The organism is Salipaludibacillus agaradhaerens, assembly GCF_002019735.1.
Classification (GTDB): Bacteria; Bacillota; Bacilli; order Bacillales; family Salisediminibacteriaceae; genus Salipaludibacillus; species Salipaludibacillus agaradhaerens.
In genome coordinates this window covers 664,944-690,635 of record NZ_KV917378.1, presented here as the reverse complement: position 1 = coordinate 690,635, position 25,692 = coordinate 664,944, and the positions used below count along the sequence as shown (strand labels likewise).

Annotated in this window: 20 protein-coding genes; 18 read left to right on the top strand and 2 right to left on the bottom strand. The window is 37.4% G+C overall.

Going from position 1 to position 25,692, the window contains the following annotated elements; translation table 11 throughout:
• Nucleotides 1–466: 466 nt before the first annotated feature.
• The 5 genes from BK581_RS03170 to BK581_RS03155 all read left to right on the top strand — a co-directional run bounded on the left by BK581_RS03170 (nucleotide 467) and on the right by BK581_RS03155 (nucleotide 6,811).
• Nucleotides 467–1,687 carry an MFS transporter gene (locus BK581_RS03170; RefSeq protein ID WP_245828863.1) on the top strand — a complete coding sequence of 407 codons (1,221 nt, stop codon included), beginning with the start codon at nucleotides 467–469 and terminating at the stop codon, nucleotides 1,685–1,687.
• A gap of 53 nt (nucleotides 1,688–1,740) precedes the next feature.
• Nucleotides 1,741–1,911, top strand: coding sequence for a hypothetical protein (locus tag BK581_RS20010; protein WP_169837514.1), 171 nt, complete (start codon nucleotides 1,741–1,743; stop codon nucleotides 1,909–1,911).
• Between the two features lie 625 nt (nucleotides 1,912–2,536).
• A complete protein-coding gene (locus BK581_RS03165) occupies nucleotides 2,537–3,802 on the top strand; it encodes an L-lactate MFS transporter (RefSeq protein WP_078576799.1) in 1,266 nt (421 codons plus the stop codon).
• Nucleotides 3,803–4,075: 273 nt separating this feature from the next.
• Nucleotides 4,076–4,624 carry a DUF420 domain-containing protein gene (locus BK581_RS03160; protein ID WP_095995523.1) on the top strand — a complete coding sequence of 183 codons (549 nt, stop codon included), beginning with the start codon at nucleotides 4,076–4,078 and terminating at the stop codon, nucleotides 4,622–4,624.
• Nucleotides 4,625–5,050: 426 nt separating this feature from the next.
• Nucleotides 5,051–6,811 carry a S8 family peptidase gene (locus tag BK581_RS03155; protein WP_078576797.1) on the top strand — a complete coding sequence of 587 codons (1,761 nt, stop codon included), beginning with the start codon at nucleotides 5,051–5,053 and terminating at the stop codon, nucleotides 6,809–6,811.
• A gap of 202 nt (nucleotides 6,812–7,013) precedes the next feature.
• On the opposite strand, the gene acsA is transcribed toward BK581_RS03155, so the two are convergent.
• Entirely contained in the window at nucleotides 7,014–8,729 is a 1,716-nt protein-coding gene (acsA, locus tag BK581_RS03150; protein ID WP_078576796.1) for an acetate--CoA ligase, read from the bottom strand.
• Between the two features lie 166 nt (nucleotides 8,730–8,895).
• On the opposite strand from acsA, the gene BK581_RS03145 reads away from it, so the two are divergent.
• The 6 genes from BK581_RS03145 to msrB all read left to right on the top strand — a co-directional run bounded on the left by BK581_RS03145 (nucleotide 8,896) and on the right by msrB (nucleotide 13,868).
• Nucleotides 8,896–9,084 carry a hypothetical protein gene (locus BK581_RS03145; protein ID WP_078576795.1) on the top strand — a complete coding sequence of 63 codons (189 nt, stop codon included), beginning with the start codon at nucleotides 8,896–8,898 and terminating at the stop codon, nucleotides 9,082–9,084.
• A gap of 42 nt (nucleotides 9,085–9,126) precedes the next feature.
• On the top strand, nucleotides 9,127–10,515 hold the full coding sequence (fumC, locus tag BK581_RS03140) for a class II fumarate hydratase (RefSeq protein WP_078576794.1): 1,389 nt from the start codon (nucleotides 9,127–9,129) through the stop codon (nucleotides 10,513–10,515).
• 21 nt (nucleotides 10,516–10,536) lie between these two features.
• On the top strand, nucleotides 10,537–11,466 hold the full coding sequence (locus BK581_RS03135) for a dipeptidase (protein WP_078576793.1): 930 nt from the start codon (nucleotides 10,537–10,539) through the stop codon (nucleotides 11,464–11,466).
• A gap of 226 nt (nucleotides 11,467–11,692) precedes the next feature.
• On the top strand, nucleotides 11,693–12,586 hold the full coding sequence (locus BK581_RS03130; RefSeq protein WP_169837512.1) for a fructosamine kinase family protein: 894 nt from the start codon (nucleotides 11,693–11,695) through the stop codon (nucleotides 12,584–12,586).
• Between the two features lie 317 nt (nucleotides 12,587–12,903).
• On the top strand, nucleotides 12,904–13,443 hold the full coding sequence (gene msrA / locus BK581_RS03125; RefSeq protein WP_078576791.1) for a peptide-methionine (S)-S-oxide reductase MsrA: 540 nt from the start codon (nucleotides 12,904–12,906) through the stop codon (nucleotides 13,441–13,443).
• Nucleotides 13,440–13,868: a peptide-methionine (R)-S-oxide reductase MsrB gene (gene msrB / locus BK581_RS03120; protein ID WP_078576790.1), complete on the top strand. Its 429-nt coding sequence runs from the start codon at nucleotides 13,440–13,442 to the stop codon at nucleotides 13,866–13,868. The genes msrA and msrB overlap by 4 nt, the downstream gene beginning before the upstream one ends.
• Nucleotides 13,869–13,984: 116 nt before the next feature.
• Here msrB and BK581_RS03115 read toward each other — a convergent pair whose 3' ends face one another.
• Nucleotides 13,985–15,673: an ABC-ATPase domain-containing protein gene (locus BK581_RS03115; protein ID WP_078576789.1), complete on the bottom strand. Its 1,689-nt coding sequence runs from the start codon at nucleotides 15,671–15,673 to the stop codon at nucleotides 13,985–13,987.
• Nucleotides 15,674–15,815: 142 nt separating this feature from the next.
• Here BK581_RS03115 and BK581_RS03110 point away from each other — a divergent pair, with 142 nt between their 5' ends.
• From BK581_RS03110 to odhB, 7 genes are all read left to right on the top strand, one after another.
• Nucleotides 15,816–16,496: a DUF4397 domain-containing protein gene (locus BK581_RS03110; protein WP_169837510.1), complete on the top strand. Its 681-nt coding sequence runs from the start codon at nucleotides 15,816–15,818 to the stop codon at nucleotides 16,494–16,496.
• A gap of 136 nt (nucleotides 16,497–16,632) precedes the next feature.
• Nucleotides 16,633–17,754 (top strand): D-alanyl-D-alanine carboxypeptidase family protein, encoded by a 1,122-nt coding sequence (locus BK581_RS03105; RefSeq protein WP_078576787.1) that lies wholly within the window; start codon nucleotides 16,633–16,635, stop codon nucleotides 17,752–17,754.
• Between the two features lie 271 nt (nucleotides 17,755–18,025).
• Nucleotides 18,026–19,207 carry an alpha/beta hydrolase gene (locus BK581_RS03100; protein WP_245828862.1) on the top strand — a complete coding sequence of 394 codons (1,182 nt, stop codon included), beginning with the start codon at nucleotides 18,026–18,028 and terminating at the stop codon, nucleotides 19,205–19,207.
• Between the two features lie 26 nt (nucleotides 19,208–19,233).
• The gene (locus tag BK581_RS03095) at nucleotides 19,234–19,749 is read left to right on the top strand and encodes a hypothetical protein (RefSeq protein WP_078576786.1); all 516 of its coding nucleotides are present in this window, start codon (nucleotides 19,234–19,236) and stop codon (nucleotides 19,747–19,749) included.
• A 138-nt stretch (nucleotides 19,750–19,887) separates the two neighbouring features.
• The gene (locus BK581_RS03090) at nucleotides 19,888–21,048 is read left to right on the top strand and encodes an aminotransferase A (protein WP_078576785.1); all 1,161 of its coding nucleotides are present in this window, start codon (nucleotides 19,888–19,890) and stop codon (nucleotides 21,046–21,048) included.
• A 305-nt stretch (nucleotides 21,049–21,353) separates the two neighbouring features.
• The gene (locus BK581_RS03085; protein ID WP_078576784.1) at nucleotides 21,354–24,212 is read left to right on the top strand and encodes a 2-oxoglutarate dehydrogenase E1 component; all 2,859 of its coding nucleotides are present in this window, start codon (nucleotides 21,354–21,356) and stop codon (nucleotides 24,210–24,212) included.
• A complete protein-coding gene (gene odhB / locus BK581_RS03080) occupies nucleotides 24,212–25,483 on the top strand; it encodes a 2-oxoglutarate dehydrogenase complex dihydrolipoyllysine-residue succinyltransferase (protein WP_078576783.1) in 1,272 nt (423 codons plus the stop codon). The genes BK581_RS03085 and odhB overlap by 1 nt, the downstream gene beginning before the upstream one ends.
• Nucleotides 25,484–25,692 lie beyond the last annotated feature (209 nt).

Sequence of the window (25,692 nt, the reverse complement as noted above, 5' to 3'; positions counted from 1 at the left end):
GGCAGAGGAGCTGAGGGCTACTTGTGAAATTTGAATTGGTATATTTATAGTGTAATTTCACTAATAAAGTGATTTCTCGCTAAGACGGAGGCTTTTTTCTCCGGGATCGTCTGCACTAAATGATGGGATAAATCCTTTGTCTTATGAGATCTTTTGATCTTGCTGATCCTCTGTTAGTCATCGTCTTGATTATGCAAGTCCTTTTAAAAAAAACGTTATATACACTATGTATCATGGTTATTGCTCGTGTCGAACATTCAACTGCGACTTCCACTTACTAGACGATATTTAGACATTTTATTGGCCCTTATAATTATTATTCGTTTTTTCACCCTCTTCTTACCATTACGTTAGAGAGGGTTTTTGATATGAGGTAATAGTTAAGTTATTTTCATTTTTTCATAAAATAAGATATAATAAATACTTAGAGAGTCGAAGTATTTGCGGAAAGTGTAGATGATTAACCATGAAAAAACGTAATTTAGTCATCATGTGGATAGCTAATTTCTTTGTGTCCGCTAGTGCTACGATGGTGTTGCCTTTTTTATCAATGTATATTGAAACGTTTGGTTCCTATTCACCAACTTATGTTCAACGGTGGTCGGGATTTATTTTTGGGATAACATTTTTAGTCGCTTTCTTAGTTTCGCCTCTGTGGGGACGCTTTGGTGATAAATTCGGTCGAAAAAAAATACTATTATTCACAGGATATGGTATCGCTTTTTCGATGTTTTTAATGAGTTATGTCGAGACTGTAAGTGGTCTTTTTTTTCTAAGACTGTTTATGGGGATCGTAACCGGTTTTATTCCCACGTCAATGGCGTTAATTGCCGCGCAAACAACGAGAGAAAATGCTGGGAAAGTGCTTGGAACATTGCAAATGGGGACAGTATCTGGCGGCCTCTTTGGGCCATTGTTAGGTGGCTTACTCGCTGATTCTGTTGGTTTTACTTACACTTTTCTTATTACAGGAAGTGTGATCAGTATTGCTGCCACCTTAGTCTTGTTTGGCATTAAGGAAGTTCAAGTAAAAGAAGATAGGTCTTTAGATAGGAAAAGGAGTATGAAAGAAGTCCTTCAATTTGTTTATGCAGATAAAGTCCTTATTATGGTGATGATTGCCTCTTTAATCGTCCAAGTTGCAAATTTTAGTATTCAACCACAGCTTGCTTTGTATGTTGGCCAGTTTACCAACGCAGAAAATATCGCCTTTTTAGCTGGCATGGCTTTTTCTGTTACAGGTTTAGGTAATTTGACTGCTACACGATTTTGGGGTGTTCAAGGAGATCGCATTGGGCATCAAAAAATCTTACTTGTCTGCTTACTAATTTCTGGGATTTTCTTTTTACCGCAAGCACTTGTGTCGTCAATTTGGCAGCTTATTGGGCTTAGATTTTTATTTGGAATGGCTATAGGTGGTATTATTCCATGTGCCACCGCCTATATCAGGCAGACAGTCCCTTTATCTATGCAAGGGGAGGTACTTGGTTATAATCAGAGTTTTAGATTTTTAGGGAATGTTTTAGGTCCTGTTTGTGGGGGGATAGTGGCTGGATTTTTTGGAATATCCTCTGTTTTTTATGTTTCCACCTGTTTATTTTTTCTAGCAGCTTTGATGCTATATTTTATTTTACGTCATGAAGGAGCCAAGCTTCGAAATAAAAGACGTTTACGTATGAATGGATAGGGGAAATAAAATAAACAGCGTAATGGCTGGATTGAGAAAAGGGAGGATCCAGTATGGTTTTAACGAAAAAAGAAAAGAAGTTGCTAATAACACTTCTGAGAAAAGAAAAATTAAAATTGTTTGGTAGCAAGAAAAATAAAAAGGAAATCAGTACTTTGTTAGAAAAAATGGAGCAAAGTATGCGTAATGAAAAAATAAATAAGATGACATCATCTAAACTTTAACGCTTGAGAGGGATGTCCTAAAAGTCTACAGTATAGTGACTTTTAGGACATTTTTATATTTTCTAATAGATGAGTCGATTTCATAATGATGTCTTTAAAGCAATAACACGAAAAATATGTCTTGAATTTTATTTAATAGACGGATGATAAAACGAACCTTCGATCAGGATATTAATAGATACTCTTCTCTCTATTTTGAGTAGGGACTTTTACGGACGCTTATCAGTGATAAAAAGTGACGGCAAAGACGGTTATTCCTTAAAGACAAGTTCTCGGGAAAGCTTTCGTCTGAAGTGAAGGTTCCAGTCATTATTCGAATGTTAATACTTTGTGCTGAATTAGGACATTCATTCAAATAGTTAAAGTAAAGTATGACGATTTGCGATAAATATAGGATTATAAAAAGGTGTTCGGAAAAAGTAAAACAGCTCTTTTACTAGATATTTCAAAAATTCATTCTTATTGTGAAACCAAAGGCGTAAATAGTTCTGTAAGCACTGTCATAAATTTGTTGAAAAGAATCGGGGATTTTGTGAAAAGAATAACAAAGCCATTTAAAAGTAGCGTATACTTATATAAAGTAGGTAGTAGGGTATAGACTTTGTGGCTGAAAGGTGGTTTTTAAATGAAATCTAAAAATCGATGGTTGATTGCTTTATCAGCAATTGCTATTCATTTATCAATTGGATCGGCTTATGCATATAGTGTGTTTCAATATCCTATGTCTAATGAACTAGGGTGGGAGCAGACGCAAGTATCTTTGGCATTCACAATTGCTATTTTCTTTTTAGGAGTATCTGCGGCTTTCTTTGGTCCATTTGTAGAGAAAAAAGGGCCGAGAAAAGCAGCATTGTTAGCTGCAGTCCTTTTTTCTAGTGGTATTATAGGTTCTGGCTTGGCTGTATCACTAGAATCATTACCGCTTTTCTTAGTGACGTATGGTGTGATAGGAGGAATGGGACTTGGTCTCGGCTATATTTCTCCTGTTTCGACACTAGTAAAATGGTTTCCTGACCGCAGAGGTCTTGCTACTGGAATGGCTGTTTTTGGTTTTGGTGCAGGTGCGTTAATTTCTAGTCCAGTAGCTGCAAATTTGATTGGAGCAGCGGGGATTGCAAATACTTTTTTTATAATGGGAGTCACGTTTTTCATCTTAATGGTTTCTGGTGCTCTATACATTGCACGTCCCCCTGAAGGATGGAAACCAGATACTATGATAAATAAAGAAAAACAGAACATGAAACCGGTCAAGGAAGATTTGGCTCAATTAACAGCCAATGAAGCATTGAAAACAAAACGCTTTTGGATGCTATGGGTCATGATGTTTATTAACATTTCAGTTGGTCTTATGATCATTTCCGTCGCGTCACCCATGGCACAAGATAAAGTAGGTATGACAGCAATTGCAGCTGCTAGTATGGTTGGGATAATGGGATTATTTAATGGAGGAGGGCGTATTTTGTGGGCCTCGGCTTCTGATTATATTGGTCGTGCTCGCGTCTATACAATCTTCTTTATGATTCAGTTAGTTGCTTTCCTTATACTTCCTTTTGCCTCAAACATTATTCTATTTCAACTGTTAGTTTTTGTTGTTATTTCAATATATGGTGGAGGATTCGCAGCCCTTCCTGCATTTATCGGAGATCTTTTTGGTACGAAGCAGCTAGGAGCTATTCATGGGTTACTGTTAACTTCTTGGTCACTTGCAGGTGTAGTTGGTCCAATGGTCGTTTCATTTGTTAAAGAAACGACAAACAGCTATGATCTTACTTTTTATATATTTGCAGGTTTACTATTGGTTGCCCTTGTCACATCAATTGCTATGATAAAAAATATTAAGCAAATAACTGAGGAAAAGCATGTAAAAAAAGTAGAAGCGAAGTACGCATAAAATACTATATCCTATAAACATACTATTACAGACTTTTGCTATAGAGACAAAAAGCTTGGGTGCTTTAAATTAATGATACTATTCTTTTCGAATAGTATTTTTTTCTTTTCTGTGACGTGAAATCATTGTATACTGTGTATTGTTATGAAATTTTGTGAAATACACTTAATGGCGGCCGCTTTTGTAAGGGGAAGTTATAAAGTTTGACCTTATCATTTTACTATACAGTAATGGATATTTATAGAACTTCTGTCATTGGAGAAGGGGATGAGAATGATTAAAAGTGTTTGGCAAACTATAGTTAAGCACCACGTGAGAACAGTCATAGTATTAACTATTGTTATTAATTTTCTAATTGTGGTTCTATCTGGCATTCCAGGATATTTAGGGGACATACCATTTTGGGTGACACAGCTTCCTTTATTAAATGCTGTTATGAATTCATTTACGTTTATTTTTTTATTATTTGCGTTACTTGCTATCATGAAAAGAAATATTACGCTTCATACAAAGTTTATATACGCAGCGTTTACGACAACTTCTATTTTTCTTGTTTCGTATGTTATTTTTCATTTTATGACGGAATCAACGCCTTATGGTGGAACAGGGTTAGTAGCTGTATTTTATTATTTTATTTTGATTACCCATATTATCTTAGCTGCTGTCATCGTACCATTGGCTTTAATGAGCTTTTTTACCGGTTATAAAGATATGCGTCCTGTCCATCGCAAATGGGTCCATTGGACCATGCCATTATGGCTCTATGTAAGTGCAACAGGTGTTCTTGTTTATATGATGATTTCTCCGTATTACACCTTCTAGTGATAGGAAGGAACAGACGCTTTTTATATTGAATGGATAAACGTTAACTAGGATTAGTTATCCCAGCTAACGTTTATCCATTTTTCTTTGTGCGTAAGCTGAGATGTTGTATCCCACATATTAATAAATTCCACGTCATTACTACTTCAGTATGTGACAATTAGATCATCGTTAGCGATATCCACTCATACCGCTAACGATTGATTGGCTTATTGACATTCTGCACAATTAAGTTAAAGGGCTCAATATTTTCTGTTTTTGATATAGCACATTTTGAAAAAGTGACTTATCAACATGAAAGCAAATGCAACTTAATTCTGTAGATTGAAATCCATGGCATATATAACAGAAGCGATTTAATAATATCTTTTCACACAATTGGATAATCTAAAATAAACATTTGAAGTGAAAAGAGGGCGGATTGCGATGAAAGGGATTTTTAGACTGAGCGTCTTTTTTAGTTTTGCATTGCTTATATTAATTGGCATATGGTTTCGTTCAGCGCACATAAACCATCAGGCCTACCCTGGCCAGGAAGAAGTACTTTCTCAGCAAAAAGCATTTAATGAACAGCAGGCAGAAGATTTAACTCTAACCATAGATCTTTTTATACAACAAATCAAAAATGATATGATGCGACTCTCAGAAAAACATGATACAAATATCAATGACTCACTTAAACAGGAAATTACAGCTCATCGTCATATTGATGGCATGGCTCAAATCGATTTGGAGACAAATGATGAATTGTTTAAAGTTGGGACAGTGCCAGCTAATCCTATGGAGAAATTAACCACATCTAAAACCAGTCATGATGAGTGGCGTTATTCTAAACCTTATGAAGAAAACGGAATTCAAAAATTTTTAATGGGTATAGAGCGGCATCAAAAAGCTTTAGTTGCAGAAGTAGATATGACATTCATTGAAGGTTTTGTTAAAGATTTAGCAACCTTAGCTGATTCACAAGGTAACTTTGTCATTGGACATACGGACAAAGATGTGACATTTTCTGATGAGGAATTAGATGGTGATGAAACACTTGTCAAAAAAGAAGTTTCAGGGCTTGACTGGACGTTATTCATGAGTTCGGATGAGGAAAGAAAAATGAAAGACGAATACAAAAAAGGTGAAGTCATTGTAATGTTAAAAGAGGAAGAAAATATTGAAGAATGGGCAGAAGCCCACGATGTTTATGTCATTGATAAAATGGGACAGACTGCTGTTGTAAGGGATTTGACAACAGATGCTTTTGACTTAATGAGAAATTGGGAAGAAGATGAAGCAGTGATTTATATGGAACCTAACTACACATTTGAAAAACAAACGAATTCAGCATTGCCTAATGATGAATTTTATGACAATTATCAATGGAACTTAAAACAGATGGAACTAGAAAACGCGTGGTTTGAAACGACGGGAGAAGAAGAGGTTATCACTGCTGTACTTGATAGTGGAATAGATGCTGAGCACACTGATATCCAAGATCGCATTCATGATGGATTTAATGCATTTGAAAATAATAAAGCGTTTGCGGATGAGAACGGGCACGGTACCCACGTGGCAGGTATTATTGGAGCAGTAACAAATAATAACTTTGGTATTGCAGGGATTACATGGGATTCTCCTTTATTAGCAGTTAAAGTACTTGATGCAGATGCGATAGGTAATGCCTTTGCGATTGCAGATGGCATACGGTGGGCTACAGATAATGGTGCTAAAGTCATTAATTTGAGCTTAGGTGATGAACACCATTCAGAGGTGATGTATGAAGCTGTTAAATATGCGTATGATCATGATGTGGCCTTAATCGCAGCTACTGGCAATGAGAATGTGGATACGCCAATGTATCCAGCAGCCTATGAAGAAGTACTTGCTGTCGGTTCTATAAACGAAAACTCTGAAAGAAGCTTTTTTTCAAATTTTGGTCACCATGTAGATGTGACAGCGCCTGGTGAACATATTCCAAGCACATTTATGAATAATCAATATGTTATGATGAGCGGGACATCGATGGCAGCTCCTCACGTATCTGGTCTTGTAGCTCTACTTCGGTCTGCTCAGCCAGAGCTTACCAATGAAGAGGTTTATGACAAAATACGTCTTTCAGCGACGGATTTAGGCCCAGACGGCGTTGACCCTTATTACGGATACGGAAAGATAGATGCCAGTCGTTTGCTGGAAAAGTAAAAACTCAGGGGATGGGTGAGGGTTTTTATTTTTCGATTATGAATACGTACCAAAACACAAAGAAAAGAGATCCGATAAAAAGAAAGTCATGTTGTTTTTTACAGTATTCGTTTCCTAAATAATCACTCACTTAATAAACCTGAATGGAGAGGACGGAGCTAAGACCCCGTTCCTCCTCCATTTGTTGAATAAGTAAGACATATTAATCATCATCAATCGTTGAAAGATCACCGGTAGGTTCGTTTAGTTCCCATGCCTTTAACACCCGTCTCATAATTTTACCACTTCGCGTTTTCGGTAATTTTTCTTTAAATTCAATTTCTTTTGGTGAGGCATGACCTGCTAACTCTGATTTTATAAAGGTTTGAATATTGTCTTTTAATTCATCTGATGGTTCATAGCCTGATTTTAAAGCGATAAAAGCTTTAATAATATGCCCCCTCACATCATCAGGTTTTCCAATGACGCCAGCCTCAGCAACTGCAGGATGTTCCACAAGTTTGCTCTCAATCTCAAACGGACCGACCCGTTCTCCTGCCGTCATAATCACATCGTCATTTCTACCTTGAAACCAAAAATAGCCATCCTTATCTTTGTAAGCTGTGTCACCGGAAACATACCAGCCAGGGATTGAAAAATACTCACTAAATTTCTCTTCATTGTTCCAAATTCGCCTCATTTGCGATGGCCAGCCCGTCTTAATTGCTAAGTGTCCCATTTCATTAGGTGGCAATTCATTTCCTTCATTATCAATAATAGCCGCCTTAATACCTGGTATGGGCTTGCCCATTGATCCAGGTTTAATAGGTTCACTTAAATAATTACAAATAAGCATAGCTCCCGTTTCAGTCATCCACCATGTATCGTGGATTCTATGCTGGAACACATCCCAGCCCCATTTTACAACCTCTGGATTTAACGGTTCACCGACACTTAAAATGTGTCTAAGAGAGCTTAAATTATATTTTTCAATCGTTTCTTTTGGTGCAGCCATCAACATTCGAAACGCTGTTGGTGCACTGTACCATACTGTAACATTGTATTTTTCAATCGTTTTATACCAATCATCTGGTGAAAAACGACCTCCACGAATCACATTTGTAATACCATTCAACCAAGGACCAAAAATACCATATGATGTTCCTGTTACCCAACCAGGGTCAGCTGTACACCAGTAAATATCATCATCACGTAAATCTAGTACCCACTTTGCTGTCTGATAATGTTGAACCATCGCTTTATGAACATGGTAGACCCCTTTTGGTTTTCCAGTGGACCCAGATGTGTAATGCAGGATAAGGCCATCTTCTAAGTCCATCCATTCGATTGCAGAATCATCATCTGAAGACGCTTTCATTTCTTTCTTGAAGGAATAATAAGGAGGCGTAAGCGTTTCATCACCATCTATTAAAATAATTGTCTCTAAAAAAGGTAACTCATGGGTGGGGATACGTGGAAGAAGAGCGTTTGTTGTCACAATAACTTTTGCTTCGCTATCTTCAAGTCGACTTTTTACAGCTTCCTTCATAAATGCCTCAAATAAAGGACCTACAACCGCTCCAACTTTAATAGCACCAAGTAAAGTGATGTAAAGTTCGGGGGAGCGTGGCATAAAAATAAAAACTCTATCTCCTTTTTTGACTTGTAATCTACGAAACATGTGTGCGGCCTGGTTGGTCGCATTCTTCATTTCATCAAATGTATAAGATTCATCTCGGTGACTGTCGCTATATAAGAGTGCGGATTTTGAACCTTTTCCTTCTTTTACATGACGATCAATACATTCATATGCAGCGTTTATTTTTCCTGTTGTGGACCAAGTAAATTGGTCTTGTACCATATCCCATTCAAATGTTCTTTTAGTCTTATCATAATCCTGCAATTGATAGCGACCCTTTTTCGGCTGCAAAATGGTCATAATAGCCACCTCCAAAAAGAATATATAGTTATCATAAACGTAATATTTTGAAATTTCAAACGATGGCCGAGCTAGATTTATAAAAAAATGTGAAAGCGTCACTCATTCTTGATTTTTTTTTAAAAGAGAAGTAACGTTAACTTATAGTAAAGAGGAGTGAATAGTTATGGATATACTGACAATTTTGATTTTGATTGTTATTGGCATTATCCTCTTGCGGATTGTTGGGGCTATCTTCCGAATAGTTATTACAATTGGATTAATTATGTTGATAATATATGTTGTGTCAGAAGCACTTACACTGAATACGATTCTACTTGTTAAACCCTGGCAACTTATAACAGTAGGTTGTTAGTTTTTAAAATTTCTATCTTATAATTAAGAAGGAGGAATTTCCGTGAGTTATCGTATTGAAAAAGACACATTAGGTGAAGTAAAAGTCCCAGCTACGAAATGGTGGGGGGCACAAACGCAAAGAAGTTTGGAGAATTTTAAAATTGGGTGGGAGCAGATGCCAAAAGAAGTTGTGGAATCCTTTGCTATTTTAAAGGAAGCCACAGCAGCAGCCAATCTAAGACTACATAAGATTGAAAAAGAGAAAAGTGAGATGATTCAAGCTGTGTGCCGTGAATTGCGAGAAGAGGGAGCGTATGAGCATTTCCCTTTAGTTGTTTGGCAAACGGGGAGTGGCACGCAATCAAATATGAATATGAATGAAGTTGTCGCCTATAGAGCAAACGAAAAGTTTGTGGAAGCCGGTAGTGATACGCGAGTGCACCCAAACGACGATGTGAATCGGTCTCAGAGTTCAAACGATACTTTTCCAACAGCTATGCATATTGCCGCATTAAGCGAGGTAAAGGAACGGCTCATTCCATCATTAAAACGTCTTAGAAAAACGGTGGAGAACAAGGCTGATGCGTTTGAAACTATTATAAAAATAGGTCGTACCCATTTACAAGATGCTACACCATTAACGCTAGGACAAGAAATGAGCGGTTGGGCGTTTATGTTAAAAAAATCAGAGGAACTGATTACCCAATCTTCAGAACAGCTTCGTCATCTTGCGATTGGTGGGACAGCGGTAGGAACTGGTATTAATGCTCACCCTCAATTTGGTAACTATACAGCTGAGGAAATTTCTCGTATCACAGGAGATACCTTCTACTCATCGGATAATAAATTCCATGCACTGACTAGCCATGATGAAATTGTTTATGTTCATGGAGCGATTAAAGGCTTAGCAGCAGATTTAATGAAAATAGCCAACGATGTCAGATGGCTTGCTAGTGGTCCTCGCTCAGGTATTGGAGAAATTACAATCCCTGCTAATGAACCTGGAAGTTCAATTATGCCAGGGAAAGTAAATCCAACACAATCTGAGGCACTGACGATGGTTGTATCCCAAGTGTTTGGCAATGATGCCACAATTGGTTTTGCAGCGAGTCAAGGGAACTTTGAATTAAATGTTTTTAAACCAGTCATTATTTATAACTTCCTTCAGTCTGTGCGATTATTAAGTGATGCGATGGATTCATTTAATCATAAATGTGTTGCTGGGATCGAAGTAAACGAAGAGATCATTGAGAAACATGTGAAAAATTCATTAATGTTAGTAACAGCGTTAAATCCTTATATTGGGTATGAAAAAGCGGCAACAATTGCTAAGACAGCTTACGAAAATAATTCGACTTTAAAAGAGACCGCCATTGAATTAGGCTATTTAACAGAAGAGCAGTTTGATGAGTATATCGATCTGGAAAAGATGGTAAGGCCTACTGAGTGATCCAAAAGATGGAGGTGATCCATGAAGGTTTTTGACTTGCATTGTGACGCTTTATTGAAGTTATATAATGGGCACGCCGTGGATTTTACAAGTGATGAAGCGTTAGACGTAACGAAAACAAATCTATCTGATGGTCATGTAGCTTTACAAGTCTTTGCTGTATTTGTGGATCCTCACATCCCTTCAGATGAAAAGTATCGCACAGCTTTACAGCAAATCGATTATTTTCATAGTGAAGTGGTTGGGAAGCACGAAACCATTAAGAAAATTACTAAATGGCAAGATATAAAGTCATTAGCGCCAACTGAAATCGGTGCCATGCTTTCTTTAGAAGGAGCTGACGCCTTTGGAAATGACCTCATGAAATTACGTACATTTTATGAATTAGGTGTTAAGTCGATTGGTTTAACGTGGAATAACGCTAATTTATGTGCAGATGGATGTGGTGAGCCTCGAGGGGCAGGGCTAACACAGTTAGGTGCAGAAGTTGTCAAGTTGAATAATGAAAATAAAGTTTGGACTGATTTATCACACCTGTCTATTAGATCATTTTGGGATACTGTGGCATTAGCGGATTATCCGATTGCTACTCATTCAAATTCATACACAGTGTACCCTCACAGAAGAAATCTAAATGACAAACAAGCAGAAGAAATTTTTAGAAAAAATGGCCTAATCGGTATGGTGTTTAATCCTCCTTTTGTTAGAAGTAATGATTCAGTTCAAATGACTGATCTAATCAGACATATTGATCATTTGTGTTCAATCGGTGGTGTAGACCATTTAGCTTTTGGCTCAGATTTTGATGGTATTTCAACCTATATCCACGGATTGGAACATGCAGGTAAGTATCAGGCGCTTATTAATGAATTGTTAAACTATTTCACAGAGAAAGAAGTACGAGGATTTGCTTACCAAAATATGTTGAACCATTTGCCAGAGGATAAGTGAGTGTATTTTTGACAAGCAATCTAACATAACAAAATATGAATTTAAAAATGGCTCCCACATATAAGTGAGAGCCATTCTTATTCACTGAGTTTTGTCACAATCTCGTTATTTATATTACACAAAATTGAGATTATTTCATGATGATGTTAGTCATAAAGATTTACAGCTAAGCGTAAATCAGTTTCTGACTGAATGGCGTATTTTAAGAAGAAAGGATGTTTTGCAATTGATATCATGGATTAAGGAGGCGTTACTTCAAACGGGCTGTGATGCTTCTATTAGAGATATTCAACATGTTTCTGGAGGTGACATTAATGAAGCGTTTTATGTTAAGACAAATAACTACGATTATTTTATAAAGAGCCATGAGAAGATGTCCCCAGATTTTTTTATTATCGAAAAGGAGTCTTTGGAATTTATTCATCTTGAAGCAAATATTTCCGTTCCAGAAGCGTATGGCGTATTCAATATTGATACAAGATGTGGTAAAAGAAGCGGTTTGGTGATGAAGTGGATAGCCCCTGAACCACGCCAAGGCAAATACCAAGAAATGCTAGCAAACTGTATTGCTAACTTGCATCGTGTGACTCATACGGCATTTGGATATAATAAAGATACATACATCGGAACCATTCTTCAACATAACGAATGGCGTGAAAATTGGTGTGATTTCTATGCATCAAAACGTTTACTAGCGCAAACAGAATTAGCTGTTAGAAACGGTAAAATGCCTCTTAAAAGGCGTAAAATGATGGATCACTTACTAGCGCGTTTACACGAGTGGATTCCCACAACAACTGTGACGCCTAGACTGCTTCATGGCGATTTATGGTCGGGTAATTGGTTAAGTAATTCAGAAAACAAGATTTACCTTATTGATCCATCTATTTTATTTGGCCACAGGGAAATGGATATAGCGTATACTGAATTGTTTGGAGGATTTAACGAACTGTTCTATAGTGTGTATAACGCACAATTACCATTGGATCAGGAATATCCTGGACGAAGGCCCCTTTACCAATTGTTTTATTTACTTGTTCACCTAAACACATTTGGTGAAAGGTATGGCTCTCAAATTGATAGTATACTTCACCATTATATAGGGGACCCAAGCTTATAAAATCCTGTTTTTAGTTAAACGTTTATGCGTTAGATCAATAAGGGAATTAATAAAAAGAACCTTCAATCAGGGCATTAGCGGCCGTTAGCTGCCACCTAAATAGATTTATCTTTGCTTGCTAATTGTTGCGATGTTTGCGGACGCTTATCTGCGATAAATCTATTCTTTTTTTTAGTCAATAACGGTTAAACTGTTTTAAAGCTTTTAGTTTTTCTATGCTTCAGATTGCATTAATTAAGCATATCTTAATTAAGTCTCATATGTTCATGTTATAATAACTGATAATTTGTGAATGCGATGTACGAGGAGGTTAAGTCATGACAAGAGGAAATTATAAAAAAGCAACTTTTGCAGGGGGATGTTTTTGGTGCATGGTTTCCCCTTTTGACGAGCAGCCAGGTATAGAGGCCGTTGTTTCAGGCTATACGGGTGGTCATACACCTAATCCTACGTATAAAGAGGTTTGTTCAGAAACAACAGGTCATCTAGAGGCGGTAGAAATTACGTATGATTCACAAGTTTTTCCTTATGAAAAATTGTTAGATCTTTTCTGGAGACAAATAGACCCTACAGACCCTGGTGGTCAATTTAATGACAGAGGCCACTCTTACACGACAGCCATCTTTTACCACGATGATCATCAGAAGGAATTAGCAGAAAAGTCAAAACTAAACCTACAAAACAGTGCTAAATTTAATGGTGAAATAACCACGGTTATTAGACCGGCTGAACCATTTTTCCCTGCCGAAGAGTATCATCAGTATTATTACAAGAAAAATTCATTTCATTATAAATTATATAAAAAAGGTAGTGGAAGAGAGGCTTTTATTAAAACCTATTGGGGGGATACACCATGAAAAAGAATGACTTAAAGGATAAGCTAACGCCACTTCAATATAAGGTCACACAAGAAAATGGAACTGAACCTCCTTTTGAAAATTCTTATTGGAATTTTTTTGAGGAAGGATTATATGTTGATCTTGTGTCAGGTGAACCACTGTTTACTTCTAAAGAAAAATTCGAATCAAATTGTGGCTGGCCAAGTTTTACAAAACCGATTGATGAAGCTTCTATCAAAGAAAAAACGGATACGAGTCATCATATGATCCGTACAGAAGTTAGAAGCTCTCAGGGTGATTCCCATTTGGGTCATGTGTTTAACGATGGTCCAAAGCCAAATGGATTAAGGTATTGTATAAACTCTGCAGCTTTAAAATTTATACCTAAGGATAAATTGAAAGAAGAAGGTTATGAAGACTATCTAAGTCTTTTTGAGAATTAAATGCCTTATTATAAACGTTTGCATGAAAATCACCTTTTCAAATGTAATGCCAATTAATGTGAAAAGGTGATTTTTGTTAAAGTATATAAAGAAAACCTAGACTTAACCTTATTGTGTTAGTGCCTAATGCGATTAATAGCGGCCGCAAGCTCAAGTTTCCTAGGTAAAGCAAAATCTCCAGGATGTTGTCCAGCGAAAGGTGAGAGGCTATCAATACCTTGTTGTTCAAGTTTTTCATAAACATCATTTATTGCGTCTTTTAAGGTTAAAGGCTCTTTTGAATGTTTAATAATTTGTTTAATCATTAATGCCAGAGCTTGTGTTTGACTTTGATGGACGAGTTGCTCTACATAAGTAAGATCCACTATCGTTTTTCCTATTTTAATGTTGTGAAGTCCTTTACTCTCCACCTTTTCTTTCTTATCAAACAATTGAAAAAGTCTTCGCTTATCAATCATTCTTTTCTGTTTTAATGTTTGGAAAGGTTTAGAAATCTCTGTGGTACGTTGAGTTAGTAGCTCCTGAGCTATTTTTTTAGCTTCACGTGTTTTATTAAATGGTTTGTATTCCTCCATCATATAAATGACGTCAGCTACATCGAAATAATCTCCTGAGCCTCCTATAACAAGAATTGAAGAAATTCCCTTTTCCGTATACAAGTCTTGAACACGGTCTATGAAAGGTGTAATAGGTTCTTTGTCTTTCCTGACAAGCTGTTGCATGCGGGCGTCTCGAATCATGAAATTTGTGGCACTTGTGTCTTCGTCAATTAGTAATAACGTTGTATCCATTTCCAAAGCTTCCATAATATTTGCCGCCTGTGATGTACTGCCACTGGCGTTTTGAGAAGAAAAGTCTTCCGTCGTCTTTCCAAAAGGTAAATCATTAATAAACGGTGATATATTCACATGTTTAATCATTCTGCCATCTTCAGATCGTATTTTTATTGCAGATTCATCTGTGATGACATATTCTCTTCCGTCACCTATCTCGTGATTATAGACCCCTTTTTCTATCGCTTGTAATAAGGTACTTTTTCCATGATAGCCACCCCCTGTTATGAGGGTAACCCCTTTTTTTATGGCCATGCCCCGAATTTGTTTGCCAGACGGTAATTTAAGGATGATTTCATCTTCAGCTGGACTTTCAAAAGGAACGGCATCTTGGGTAAGCATCGGTTTATGGCTAACACCAGTCTTTCTAGGGAGAATAGAATTGTTAGCAATAAAGCTGACAAGTTGTCGTTTTTTTAATTCTAAACGAATGTATTTTTGATCATTTGCTAGGATGAGAGCTTTTTTTAAACTTTCTCGATCATAGTTTTTAACGGTATTAATGATCACCTTAGGTAATAACGATGTTAGTAACGTGTTCGCCTGATGTCCTAATATCCTTCGACCTTGCGCTGGTAATCCACATGAGAGGCGAAATTCAATTCCCTTCGGTGTCATGAATACTGCAGTCCGATCGATGACTTCTTGTCCCGGTACGTCAATGAAAATCAGCCCACTTTTTCCTGTACCAGAGATAGTGTTTTTAACATTCTGTAGTTGTTTATGACACTCTTTAGCGAAAAAATGTTTTAGAGCTATCATTTGGTCAGTCTTCACATAATCAGATGGGTTTAAATCTGTATGGGTGTGGGGGATGAAAACTCGGACACGAGATGGTGCAGCAAATGGGTCACCTTGAACATAGTCAATAAAGAGTGTCACCATATCTCCATCATATGCACCTTGAATTGACTTCAGTGCTCGATAAGATTTTCCATCTAGTTTTATTAATTGTTTAGATAACTGTTCCATAATAATCTCCTTTAAAAATGACGTATTGATCCCTCTTTTTAATTAACCTCCCTAATACAAAATTAAACACAAAATGCATACATATTCAAAACAGGTACTGGGCAACATAACCGTGTTAAATACAACGATTGGAGTGAAAGTTATGAAGACACGGTGGTTAATAAGTTTGAGTTTTCTCGTGATGCTCTTAGGGTTCACGTCGATTTACCCAGCTATTACTGGAGCTGAAAAGGCTGAAGAGGCAAAACTACGGATTGTTCACGCGTCACCTAACACTTCAGCAGTAGACGTTTACGTAAATAAAGATAAAATCATAAGTGATATGGGCTTTAAGGATGTCAGCGAATACTTATCAGTCGAAGAAGGTAGTTATGATATTAAACTGTATTCGAGTGGAAGTAAACCTGATGATAGTGATCCGGTGTTAGAAGAAAATGTGACAGTGATGGGTGGTGAAGGTTATACATTTGCTGCGGGAGGAAATTCTTCAGAAATAAGCTTATTTGAATTTAAAGATGAGTTGTCACCATCAGAAAGTGAAGCAAAAGTCAGAGTGATTCATCTGTCACCAGATGCTCCTGCCATAGATGTATTCTCATTAGAGACCCCTTTAGTGAAAGCTTTGGAATATAAGAAAGCAAGTGTTTATGAGACACTACCTGAAGGAAATTACTCCTTTGACATTAAACCAGAAGGACAAGATAAAGCCATATTTAATTTACCAAATGTTGAACTGAAAAATGGGAAGAATTATACGATTATCGGATTAGGTTTATTAAAAGGTGATCCAGCCTTTGACATGATTATTTCTCAAGATAACTAGTATTACCAAACAGGGACAAGTGGGCTGAATGATTTTAATTTAACTTTGCATTGTAATGGAAATGTAAGAAAAAACAACTTGTCCCTGTTAAATAAAATGTTTATGATAACACCATCATAAATATTTGGGTGATTAAATGAAAGGTGTTTCACGATTATTAATTATCTCAGTTATTATCTCTTTCTTATTTTTGCCGTCTCATTTTACTAGCGCTTCTTCCTTGTCAAGTTTTAGTACACCACTTGATAGTGAAGCATATGTAGTCGTTGATGCGAATAGTGGAGAAAAGTTAATTGGAAAGAATGCAGATATGGTGATGTACCCAGCTAGTATAACGAAAATTGTTACAGCTATAATGGCAATTGAAACGCTAGATTTAGATGAGACTGTTACCATCAGTGAGGAAGCAGTCAACGCTGATGGCACAAGGGTTTATTTATTGGAAGATGAAGAAGTTACCGTTCAGCAACTTTTGTACGGGCTCATGGTCAGTTCAGGAAACGATGCAGCTATTGCGCTTGCCGAACACATGGCCGGCTCAGTAGAAGCATTTTCTAAAGACATGAACGAGTTCGTAAAAAAACATGTTGGTACTTCTTCAACTCACTTCACTAATCCTCATGGGCTATTCAACGACGAACACGTTACTACTGCTAGTGATATGGCTAAAATTAGTGCGTATGCCATGAAAAACACATCATTTCGTGATTTAGTAGCGACAGAATCTTATGAATGGATCGGTGAAGGTTGGGAAACGACTTTGTATAACCACCATCCGCTATTAAGGCAGTTAGAAACCGTCATTGGAATTAAAAACGGTTATGTAGAAAAGTCTGGATTTACACTTGTAACCGCAGCAGAAAAAGATGGCACAGAATTAATTATTGTGACATTAAACAGCGCCACAAGTAATCTTGGGATGCGGGATACTGAACGCCTTCTAGATTATAGCTTCAAGCATTATGAGACTCAGTGGGTATCTTTTGAGGACAGTTTAATCACGCCAGGGTTTATTTACCCTGAGAAGATCGGTGTGACCACTTTTAAAAATGAACCCATTTCATATGATGTTTCCAACAATGGATTTCTAAGAATATACGGAAGTGGGAACAGGCTTTTAGGGTTGAATAGTTTAGACCCCCTCGAAATTGAAAGTAAAGAAACGCTTGAAAAGGAGACCTTATCTTCTGAAAGAGGAAAACTTGCTACTTTCTTAAGCTTTGATTGGGTGTTTGTAACCGGTTTTTTATTTGTGTAAAATGCTAAGATAGTGGGCTCAGCAATTTATGTATCATTGGTGGCGTTTTTTCCAATTGGGCATAAGTTGTTGAGCTTTTGTTTGTCTCTAAGGAATCTTTAACTGTTTAAAGACATTCCTACTGATGTTAAACTAAAGGCATATATATTGTTTGGCTTTATAACTGTGTCACTATTCACTTTGTCCTTTTAAGAAAAGAAGTTAGTGAATTTATCAACGTGCTAGACTATGTATGTCGTTTGAAATGCCGTTATCAGGAGGCTTGTTCACCGTGAAATGGGCGAAGGTTGTAATTAAACATGTTATTTTAATCTCGTCAATTTTAATAGCATGTATGCTAATAATTATTTCGATTTCAGTATACTTATGGCAAACGACAGATGAAGGCCGTCTTCCAGCTAAAACGGCTGTGGTACTCCATGCTATTAATAATAATCTTGTTAGTTTAGACATAAATATACGCCCACCTGCGATCGTTTCCGGTGGGGGGAGTGGGGGAAACCCATTACTTAGAGAAGATTTAGTCATTCCTGTTCAAGGAGGCGTACAGATTCCCGTACGTATGTATCGACCACAAGGGGAGGGACCCTTCCCTATCCTTATGTATTACCATGGGGGGGCATTTATTGAAGGTTATGGTAGTTTGGAGACCCATGATAATATCATTCGGTCTTTAGCTACTCGTACCAACAGTATTGTCATTGCACCAAGTTACAGGTTGGCACCAGATTACGTTTTTCCTACAGCTGTTGAAGATAGTTATTCAGCCATTGAATGGGCTGTAGAGCATGCAGATTCGTTCAATGGAGATCGTGAAAGATTAAGTGTTGTAGGGGATAGTGCAGGCGGGAATATCGCGACTGTTATGACGCTTATGGCACGTGATAGACATGGACCAGAAATTTCGGCGCAAGTGTTATTATATCCATTAACGACGTTTCAGGATGTCCCTTTAGAGTCAAGAGAGATTTACGATAGTGGCTATTATCTGCTATCAAGACAAGTGATGTATTTAGCGAGAGATTTATATACGCCTGACGAATTAATGTGGTCTCATCCTTATACGTCCCCTTTACAGGCGGAAGATTTGAGCAATCTGCCTCCAACCCTCATCATTACAGCCGAATTTGACCCACTAAGAGATGAGGGAGAGGCATACGCAGAAAGACTGGCAGAATTCGATGTGCCTGTTAGAGCTACACGTTATCGAGGTGTCATGCATGGATTTATTTCATTTTACGAAGTCATGCAAAGTGGCAGGTATGGCTTACAAGAAACTGCTAGTTTTTTACGGCAAGTTAACCAAGGCACAGCAGACATAGGAGATGCCTATAACTTGCAAGTTAGACAACCACCACAAGGGTTTGACAGAGTGAGAGACCAGACCGAAGCTTTTGCTATAGCGGCATATCTAATCGGGAGGTCTGGCGCAAATTTGTTTAGTACGCCCTAAGCCAAGTGACATAAAGGAGTTAAACTATGAAGAGAAAGCTGACAGTTCTAATTAATTTAATTGCTATCAGTTTACTTATTTTTAGCGTTATTTATTACGGGTACTATTTGTATATTGGAGTTTATTGGGGATTTACAGGGAGAATTTTAGTTTCTTTAGTATCTGATGGTATTTTCCTTCTGTTCATACCTGTTAGTATTGGGCTTTTCCTTAAGAAAAAATGGGCTTGGTGGTTAACATTAACCACCTTCATTGTTCTATTTATGGCTAAATTGGCTGGGATTTTTGCTAACATTTATTTATTAATTTCAGGTTCTATAGCCGATATGTTAGGTGGCTCTCATCTTCTCCTTGAAACTTTATATTTACTGTTATATGGTTTAATCATTACCTTGTTTTCATTAAATATTATGAAGGAAAGATTCGGAGTTATACGCCCATTTACTGAGTGGTTTTGGCGTGTAGTCCTGGCGGCGGCCATCGTATACGTCCTTTATTTTATATTAACGCTTATTCTTTTATCAGTATTAAACCCACTCTAAGCATTATTACATACATGCTTTCTCTTTTTTATAAGACGAATTGTAATATTATCAAACAAAAAATGATAAAAGGTGGAATGTATAATTAAGTGCGACACCTAAAAATAAACAATTACTATGCTATAGGGGGCCACCACGTTGGAAGCAAAACTAAATACTAATGTAAAAACAATTCAAATATCAGGCATTCGCCAATTTTTTAACCGGGTACAAGATTTTCCAGACGCTGTTCAATTAACTCTAGGTCAACCTGATTTCCCCACACCAGACCATGTAAAGGCTGCTGCGAAAGAAGCGATAGATTCTAATAAAACAACCTATACACCTAATGCAGGATTACTAGAACTCAGAAAGTACGCATGTGACTATGTATTTAAAAAATATGCATTACATTATGACCCTGTAACTGAAATTGTTGTAACAAATGGGGCTTCACAAGGAATAGATGTGACAATGAGAACCATATTAGAACCAGGAGATCGTGTCCTTATTCCGGCCCCTGTTTATCCGGCTTACGAACCTATCATCCGCTTATGTGGTGCCGAACCAATTTTTATAGACACGACTCATTCTGCTTTTAAGCTTACTGTCTCCCAATTAAAAGCTCATATGGATCCAAAAGTAAAAGCTATCATTTTACCTTATCCGTCCAACCCAACTGGGGCGGTATTATCAGAAAAAGAATTAGCCAACCTAGCAGAATATTTGCAGAAAATAGATGTTTTTGTAGTGGCAGATGAAATTTACTCAGAATTAAATTACAACAAGACACATCAATCTATAGCTACAATGGAAGGTATGAGAGATAAAACCATTGTGATCAATGGACTAAGTAAATCGCATGCTATGACGGGGTGGAGAGTAGGCTTTGTTTTTGCTCCAGCATCAATTACACAACATCTTGTTAAAGTACATCAATACAACGTAAGCTGCGCAAGCTCTATTTCACAATATGCTGCGATTGAGGCCGTTAAAAACGGAACACAGGATAGTGAATTTATGAGGAAGCAGTATAAAGAGCGCCTAGAGTTTGTTATAGAACGTTTACAGAGTATAGGGATACCAGTCATTATTCCAGAAGGGGCTTTTTATGTTTTTCCTTCAATTAAGGCTTCAGGATTGTCCTCTTTCGACTTTGCTCTAAGATTGTTAGAAGAAGAGAAATTAGCGGTAGTGCCAGGGGACGCATTTTCATCATTTGGGGAAGGATATATTCGATTATCCTATGCTTATGCATTGCACGAACTTGAAGAAGCATTGTTACGATTGGGAAATTTTTGGATAAAAGTGATGAACTAAACTTAAAAAACTCAATTTTGTTTCATGCAAAATTGGGTTTTTATGATAGGACTTTTTAGTTAGTTTTTATTTATTGTCTACTAAAAATTTTTACATGTCTCTATTAAAATCCACGATTTATTTGAGTTCGAACGGGAATTAGTCATATATATATAAGTTCTTTGACAATTTAAATAGTATGGAATAAGAACAAACCTTTGAGGTCTAGGAAACATAGTGATAAAATAACTGTGAAAACGCTTTTACCCTATCTGTGCATTGTAAAGTGTTGTTGCGTACATATTTCGTTAATGGAGGTTAAAGTCATGGAAAATCAATCTATCAGATTGAGTGAAGGATGGTCGCAATTTTATGGACCTAACTTAGGGTACATGCTTGACAAGTACGAAGAATATGAAAAAAATCCTCAATCTGTTGAAGATGAATTGAAGGAATTTTTCAAGTATTGGGGAGCATACAGTGAAGAAGCTAATTTAAAGCAATCTACTGTTAATGAGCCTCGTTCCTTAGCACAAGGAGATCAAGATGGCTATTATAAAGCAATGCAGGCGATAAAGTTGGCAGATTCGATTAGAAGGAACGGACATCTGATGGCAGATATTTCTCCTATTAATTTAGAAGAAAAACCCTCAATTTTAACGTATGCAGATTTTGATCTAACCGAAGAGGATATTAAGAAAATTCCTCCGCAACTCATTTCTCCTAATAGTCACCAGTCATTCAGTAATGGGTTAGAAGCACTTGAGCACTTGAAAGAAACGTATACTAAACGTTTAGCATTTGAATTTAATCAAGTGCACGATATGGAAGAACGTCGATGGTTGTTTGAGAAAGTGGAATCTCGTGATTATTTACCGGAAATTTCTGATGAAAAGCGTCTAGCGTTATTTAAACGTCTAAACAAAGTTGAAGGTTTTGAACACTTTATCCATAAAACATTTAAAGGACAAAAAAGGTTCTCCATCGAAGGATTGGACACCATGGTTCCCATGCTCGATGAAATTGTGAGAGAATCTGTAGAAGATGGGACAGAAAAAATTATGGTAGGTATGGCTCATCGGGGTAGATTGAATGTATTAGCCCATGTTTTAGGCAAACCATACGAGATGATTTTTTCTGAATTTCATGATGCACCTAATAAAGATTTAGTGCCCTCAGAGGGTTCCGTAGGTATTAACTATGGTTGGACAGGAGATGTTAAATATCATCTAGGTGCTGATCGAGCCATTAAAGAAAGACAAACGGATGCAACGATTACGCTAGCTAATAATCCAAGTCATTTGGAATTTGTCAATCCTGTCGTAGAAGGATTTGCTAGAGCCGCTCAAGAGGACCGTTCAAAACCTGGTTACCCAAAGCAGACAAAACATAAAGCCTTACCAATATTAATTCATGGCGATGCAGCATTTCCAGGTCAAGGTATCGTAGCAGAAACGTTAAATTTAAGCCAATTATACGGCTACTCAACAGGGGGGACGATTCATATAATTGCTAATAATATGATCGGTTTTACCACAGTGAGTGGTGATTCCCGCTCTACGAAATATGCGAGTGATCCAGCTAAAGGATATCAAATACCAATTATCCATGTTAATGCTGATGACCCAGAAGCCTGTATTGCAGCAGCACATTTAGCCCACCTGTATCAAAGAGAATTTCACAAGGATATTGTTATTGATTTAATCGGTTATCGTCGGTATGGACACAATGAGATGGATGAACCTTTAGCAACACAACCCTCATTGTATAAAAAAATAAAGGAACACCCCACTGTTTTTGAACGCTATGCTGAGGAGCTAATTGACAGGGGGCTTATAGAAAAAGCAGAAAAGATTAACATAAGAGAAACGTTCTCATCAAAATTAGAAGCCTTTTTCGAAAAGATAAAACGAAACAAAAGAAAGTTTATTGATGAAAGCATGACGCCTCCTGCTTATGTGAGAAGCACACTTGAAGGAATAGAAACAAAAGTTCCTATCGAGCAATTACGAAAGTTAAATGAAGATTTGCTCATATTTCCAGAAAAGTTTAATGTTTTTCCGAAGCTAGAGAAAATATTAAAACGGCGTGTGGCATCATTAAAGGATGAAGGGAAGATTGACTGGGGACTTGCTGAAACGTTGGCATTTGGAACGATTCTATCAGAGGGCATACCTATAAGATTGACAGGTCAAGATTCAGAAAGGGGCACCTTTTCTCAACGCCATCTCGTATTACATGATTATAATTCAAATGATATCTACTCGCCTCTTCATACGTTACCTACTGCTAAAGCGTCTTTTGCCATTCATAACAGTCCTCTTTCAGAGGCTGCTTGTGTAGGGTTTGAGTATGGTTATAACGTACAGTCACCAGAAACATTAACAATTTGGGAAGCGCAATACGGTGATTTCTCCAACGGTGCACAAGTTATTTTTGATCAGTTTCTATCCAGCGGAAGAGCCAAGTGGGGGCAGAAATCAGGAATGGTACTCTTATTGCCCCACGGGTATGAAGGACAAGGGCCAGAACATTCAAGTGGTCGTATGGAACGATTTTTAACCTTAGCGGCTGAAAATAATTGGCACGTTGCAAATTTAACGCGAGCAAGTCAATATTTTCATCTCCTCCGAAGACAGTCTAAGTTATTAAAAGAGAATGAAATCAGACCTCTTGTACTTATGGCACCTAAAAGTCTCTTAAGGAATGAAAATGTTGCCTCTTCACCTTATGACTTAAGCGAAGGTAAATTTGAAACTATTCTCGTGAACGATCAGCTTGGAAACGAGAAAACTGAGGTTGACAGGATTGTTTTCTGCTCGGGTAAAGTAGCCGTTGAATTAGAAGAGCAAATAAAAGAGAATGTAGCAGAACTTAATTGGCTACAAGTAATAAAAGTTGAAGAAATTTATCCATTTCCTTCTAAGAAAATTAAAGAAGTCATGGATCACTATCCGAACTTAAAAGAATTAATTTGGTTACAAGAAGAGCCACAAAATATGGGAGCATGGCATTATATCTTTCCGTATTTGCAAGATCTTCGTAGCGAAAACATGCGTGTTGGTTTTATTGGTAGAAAGCGCCGGTCAAGTCCTGCAGAAGGGGATCCAAAAGTCCATAAGAAAGAGCAAAATAGGATTATAACTGAAGCTATTACGCGTAAACGGGAAGGGAGTCCTGAATAATGCTAGAAATAAAAGTACCAGAATTAGCTGAATCCGTTACAGAAGGTACTGTTGCAGAGTGGTTGAAGCAGCCAGGAGATTACGTGGAAAAAGGCGAAGACATTGTTGAACTGGAAACGGACAAAGTAAACGTGGAAATATCCGCTGAGGAAGCAGGCATCTTAGAGGAGGCTGTCGTTGAACCTGGCGAAACGGTTAAAGTTGGAGATGTCATCGCTCGAATGAATACAAATGCAAAAGAAGCAGAGGAAAGTTCGAAGGGGCAAAGTACTGAAAAGCAAATAAAAACGATCCTGGATAATAGTGGGGAAGAAAATAACAATAGTGGTCACATTCCTAACAAAGATGAGAATGAGTTTTCTGATGAACATCATCGACCACTAGCATCACCGGCTACGCGAAAATATGCGCGAGAGCAGGGTATAAAGTTAAATGATATACAGCCGCGCGATCCATTAGGAAAAATTCGCAAAGAGGATATAGATGAACATAAAAGTAACCGCAACCAAACGAGTGGTTCCCCATCACTAGGTTCGTCTGAATCTAAAGCGCCTAGCCAAGATTCTAATAAGCCTGTAGAGAGAATAAAAATGTCTAGACGTCGTCAGACCATTGCTAAACGTCTTGTGCAAGCACAACAAACTGCTGCAATGTTAACAACCTTTAATGAGGTTGATATGACAAACTTAATGGATTTAAGAAAGCGTCGAAAAGATAAGTTTCTAGAAAACAACGGGGTGAAGCTAGGATTTATGTCCTTCTTTACAAAAGCGGTTATCGGCGCTTTGAAAAAATACCCATATGTTAATGCTGAAATTGACGGCGATGAAATTATTCTTAAGAAATTCTATGATATTGGGGTAGCGGTTTCAACGGAAGATGGTCTTATTGTCCCTGTTGTTAGAGATGCAGATCGTCTTGACTTTGCTGGAATTGAAAAAGAAATTGGTCAATTAGCGGAGAAGGCACATGAGAAAAAACTAGCATTGAATGAATTGCAAGGGGGCTCTTTTACTATTACAAATGGAGGCGTCTTTGGCTCATTATGGTCAACGCCTATTCTCAACACGCCACAAGTAGGCATATTAGGTATGCATAAAATTCAAATGAGACCTGTTGCAATTGATAATGATCGATTTGAAAATCGTCCGATGATGTATATTGCTCTGTCTTACGATCATCGGATAATTGACGGTAAAGATGCTGTTGGATTTCTAGTTAAAGTGAAAGAGTTAATTGAAGATCCTGAGTCTCTTTTACTTGAAGGCTGATGTTACAAGTCGGTTAATTGTTATATGAACTTATTTCTAAGTACGGAGAAGCTTTACTCTCCGTACTTTTTTATGACAGATATCCGTCTGTAAAACAGCCACCTCAATATAGAAGAGGAGAAAAAAATCTATTTAGGGGAGACAGATCGCTAATCTCCAGCTTCACTCAACCTTCAATCAGTGGGAGAGGACCGAAAACGTCCACTGAT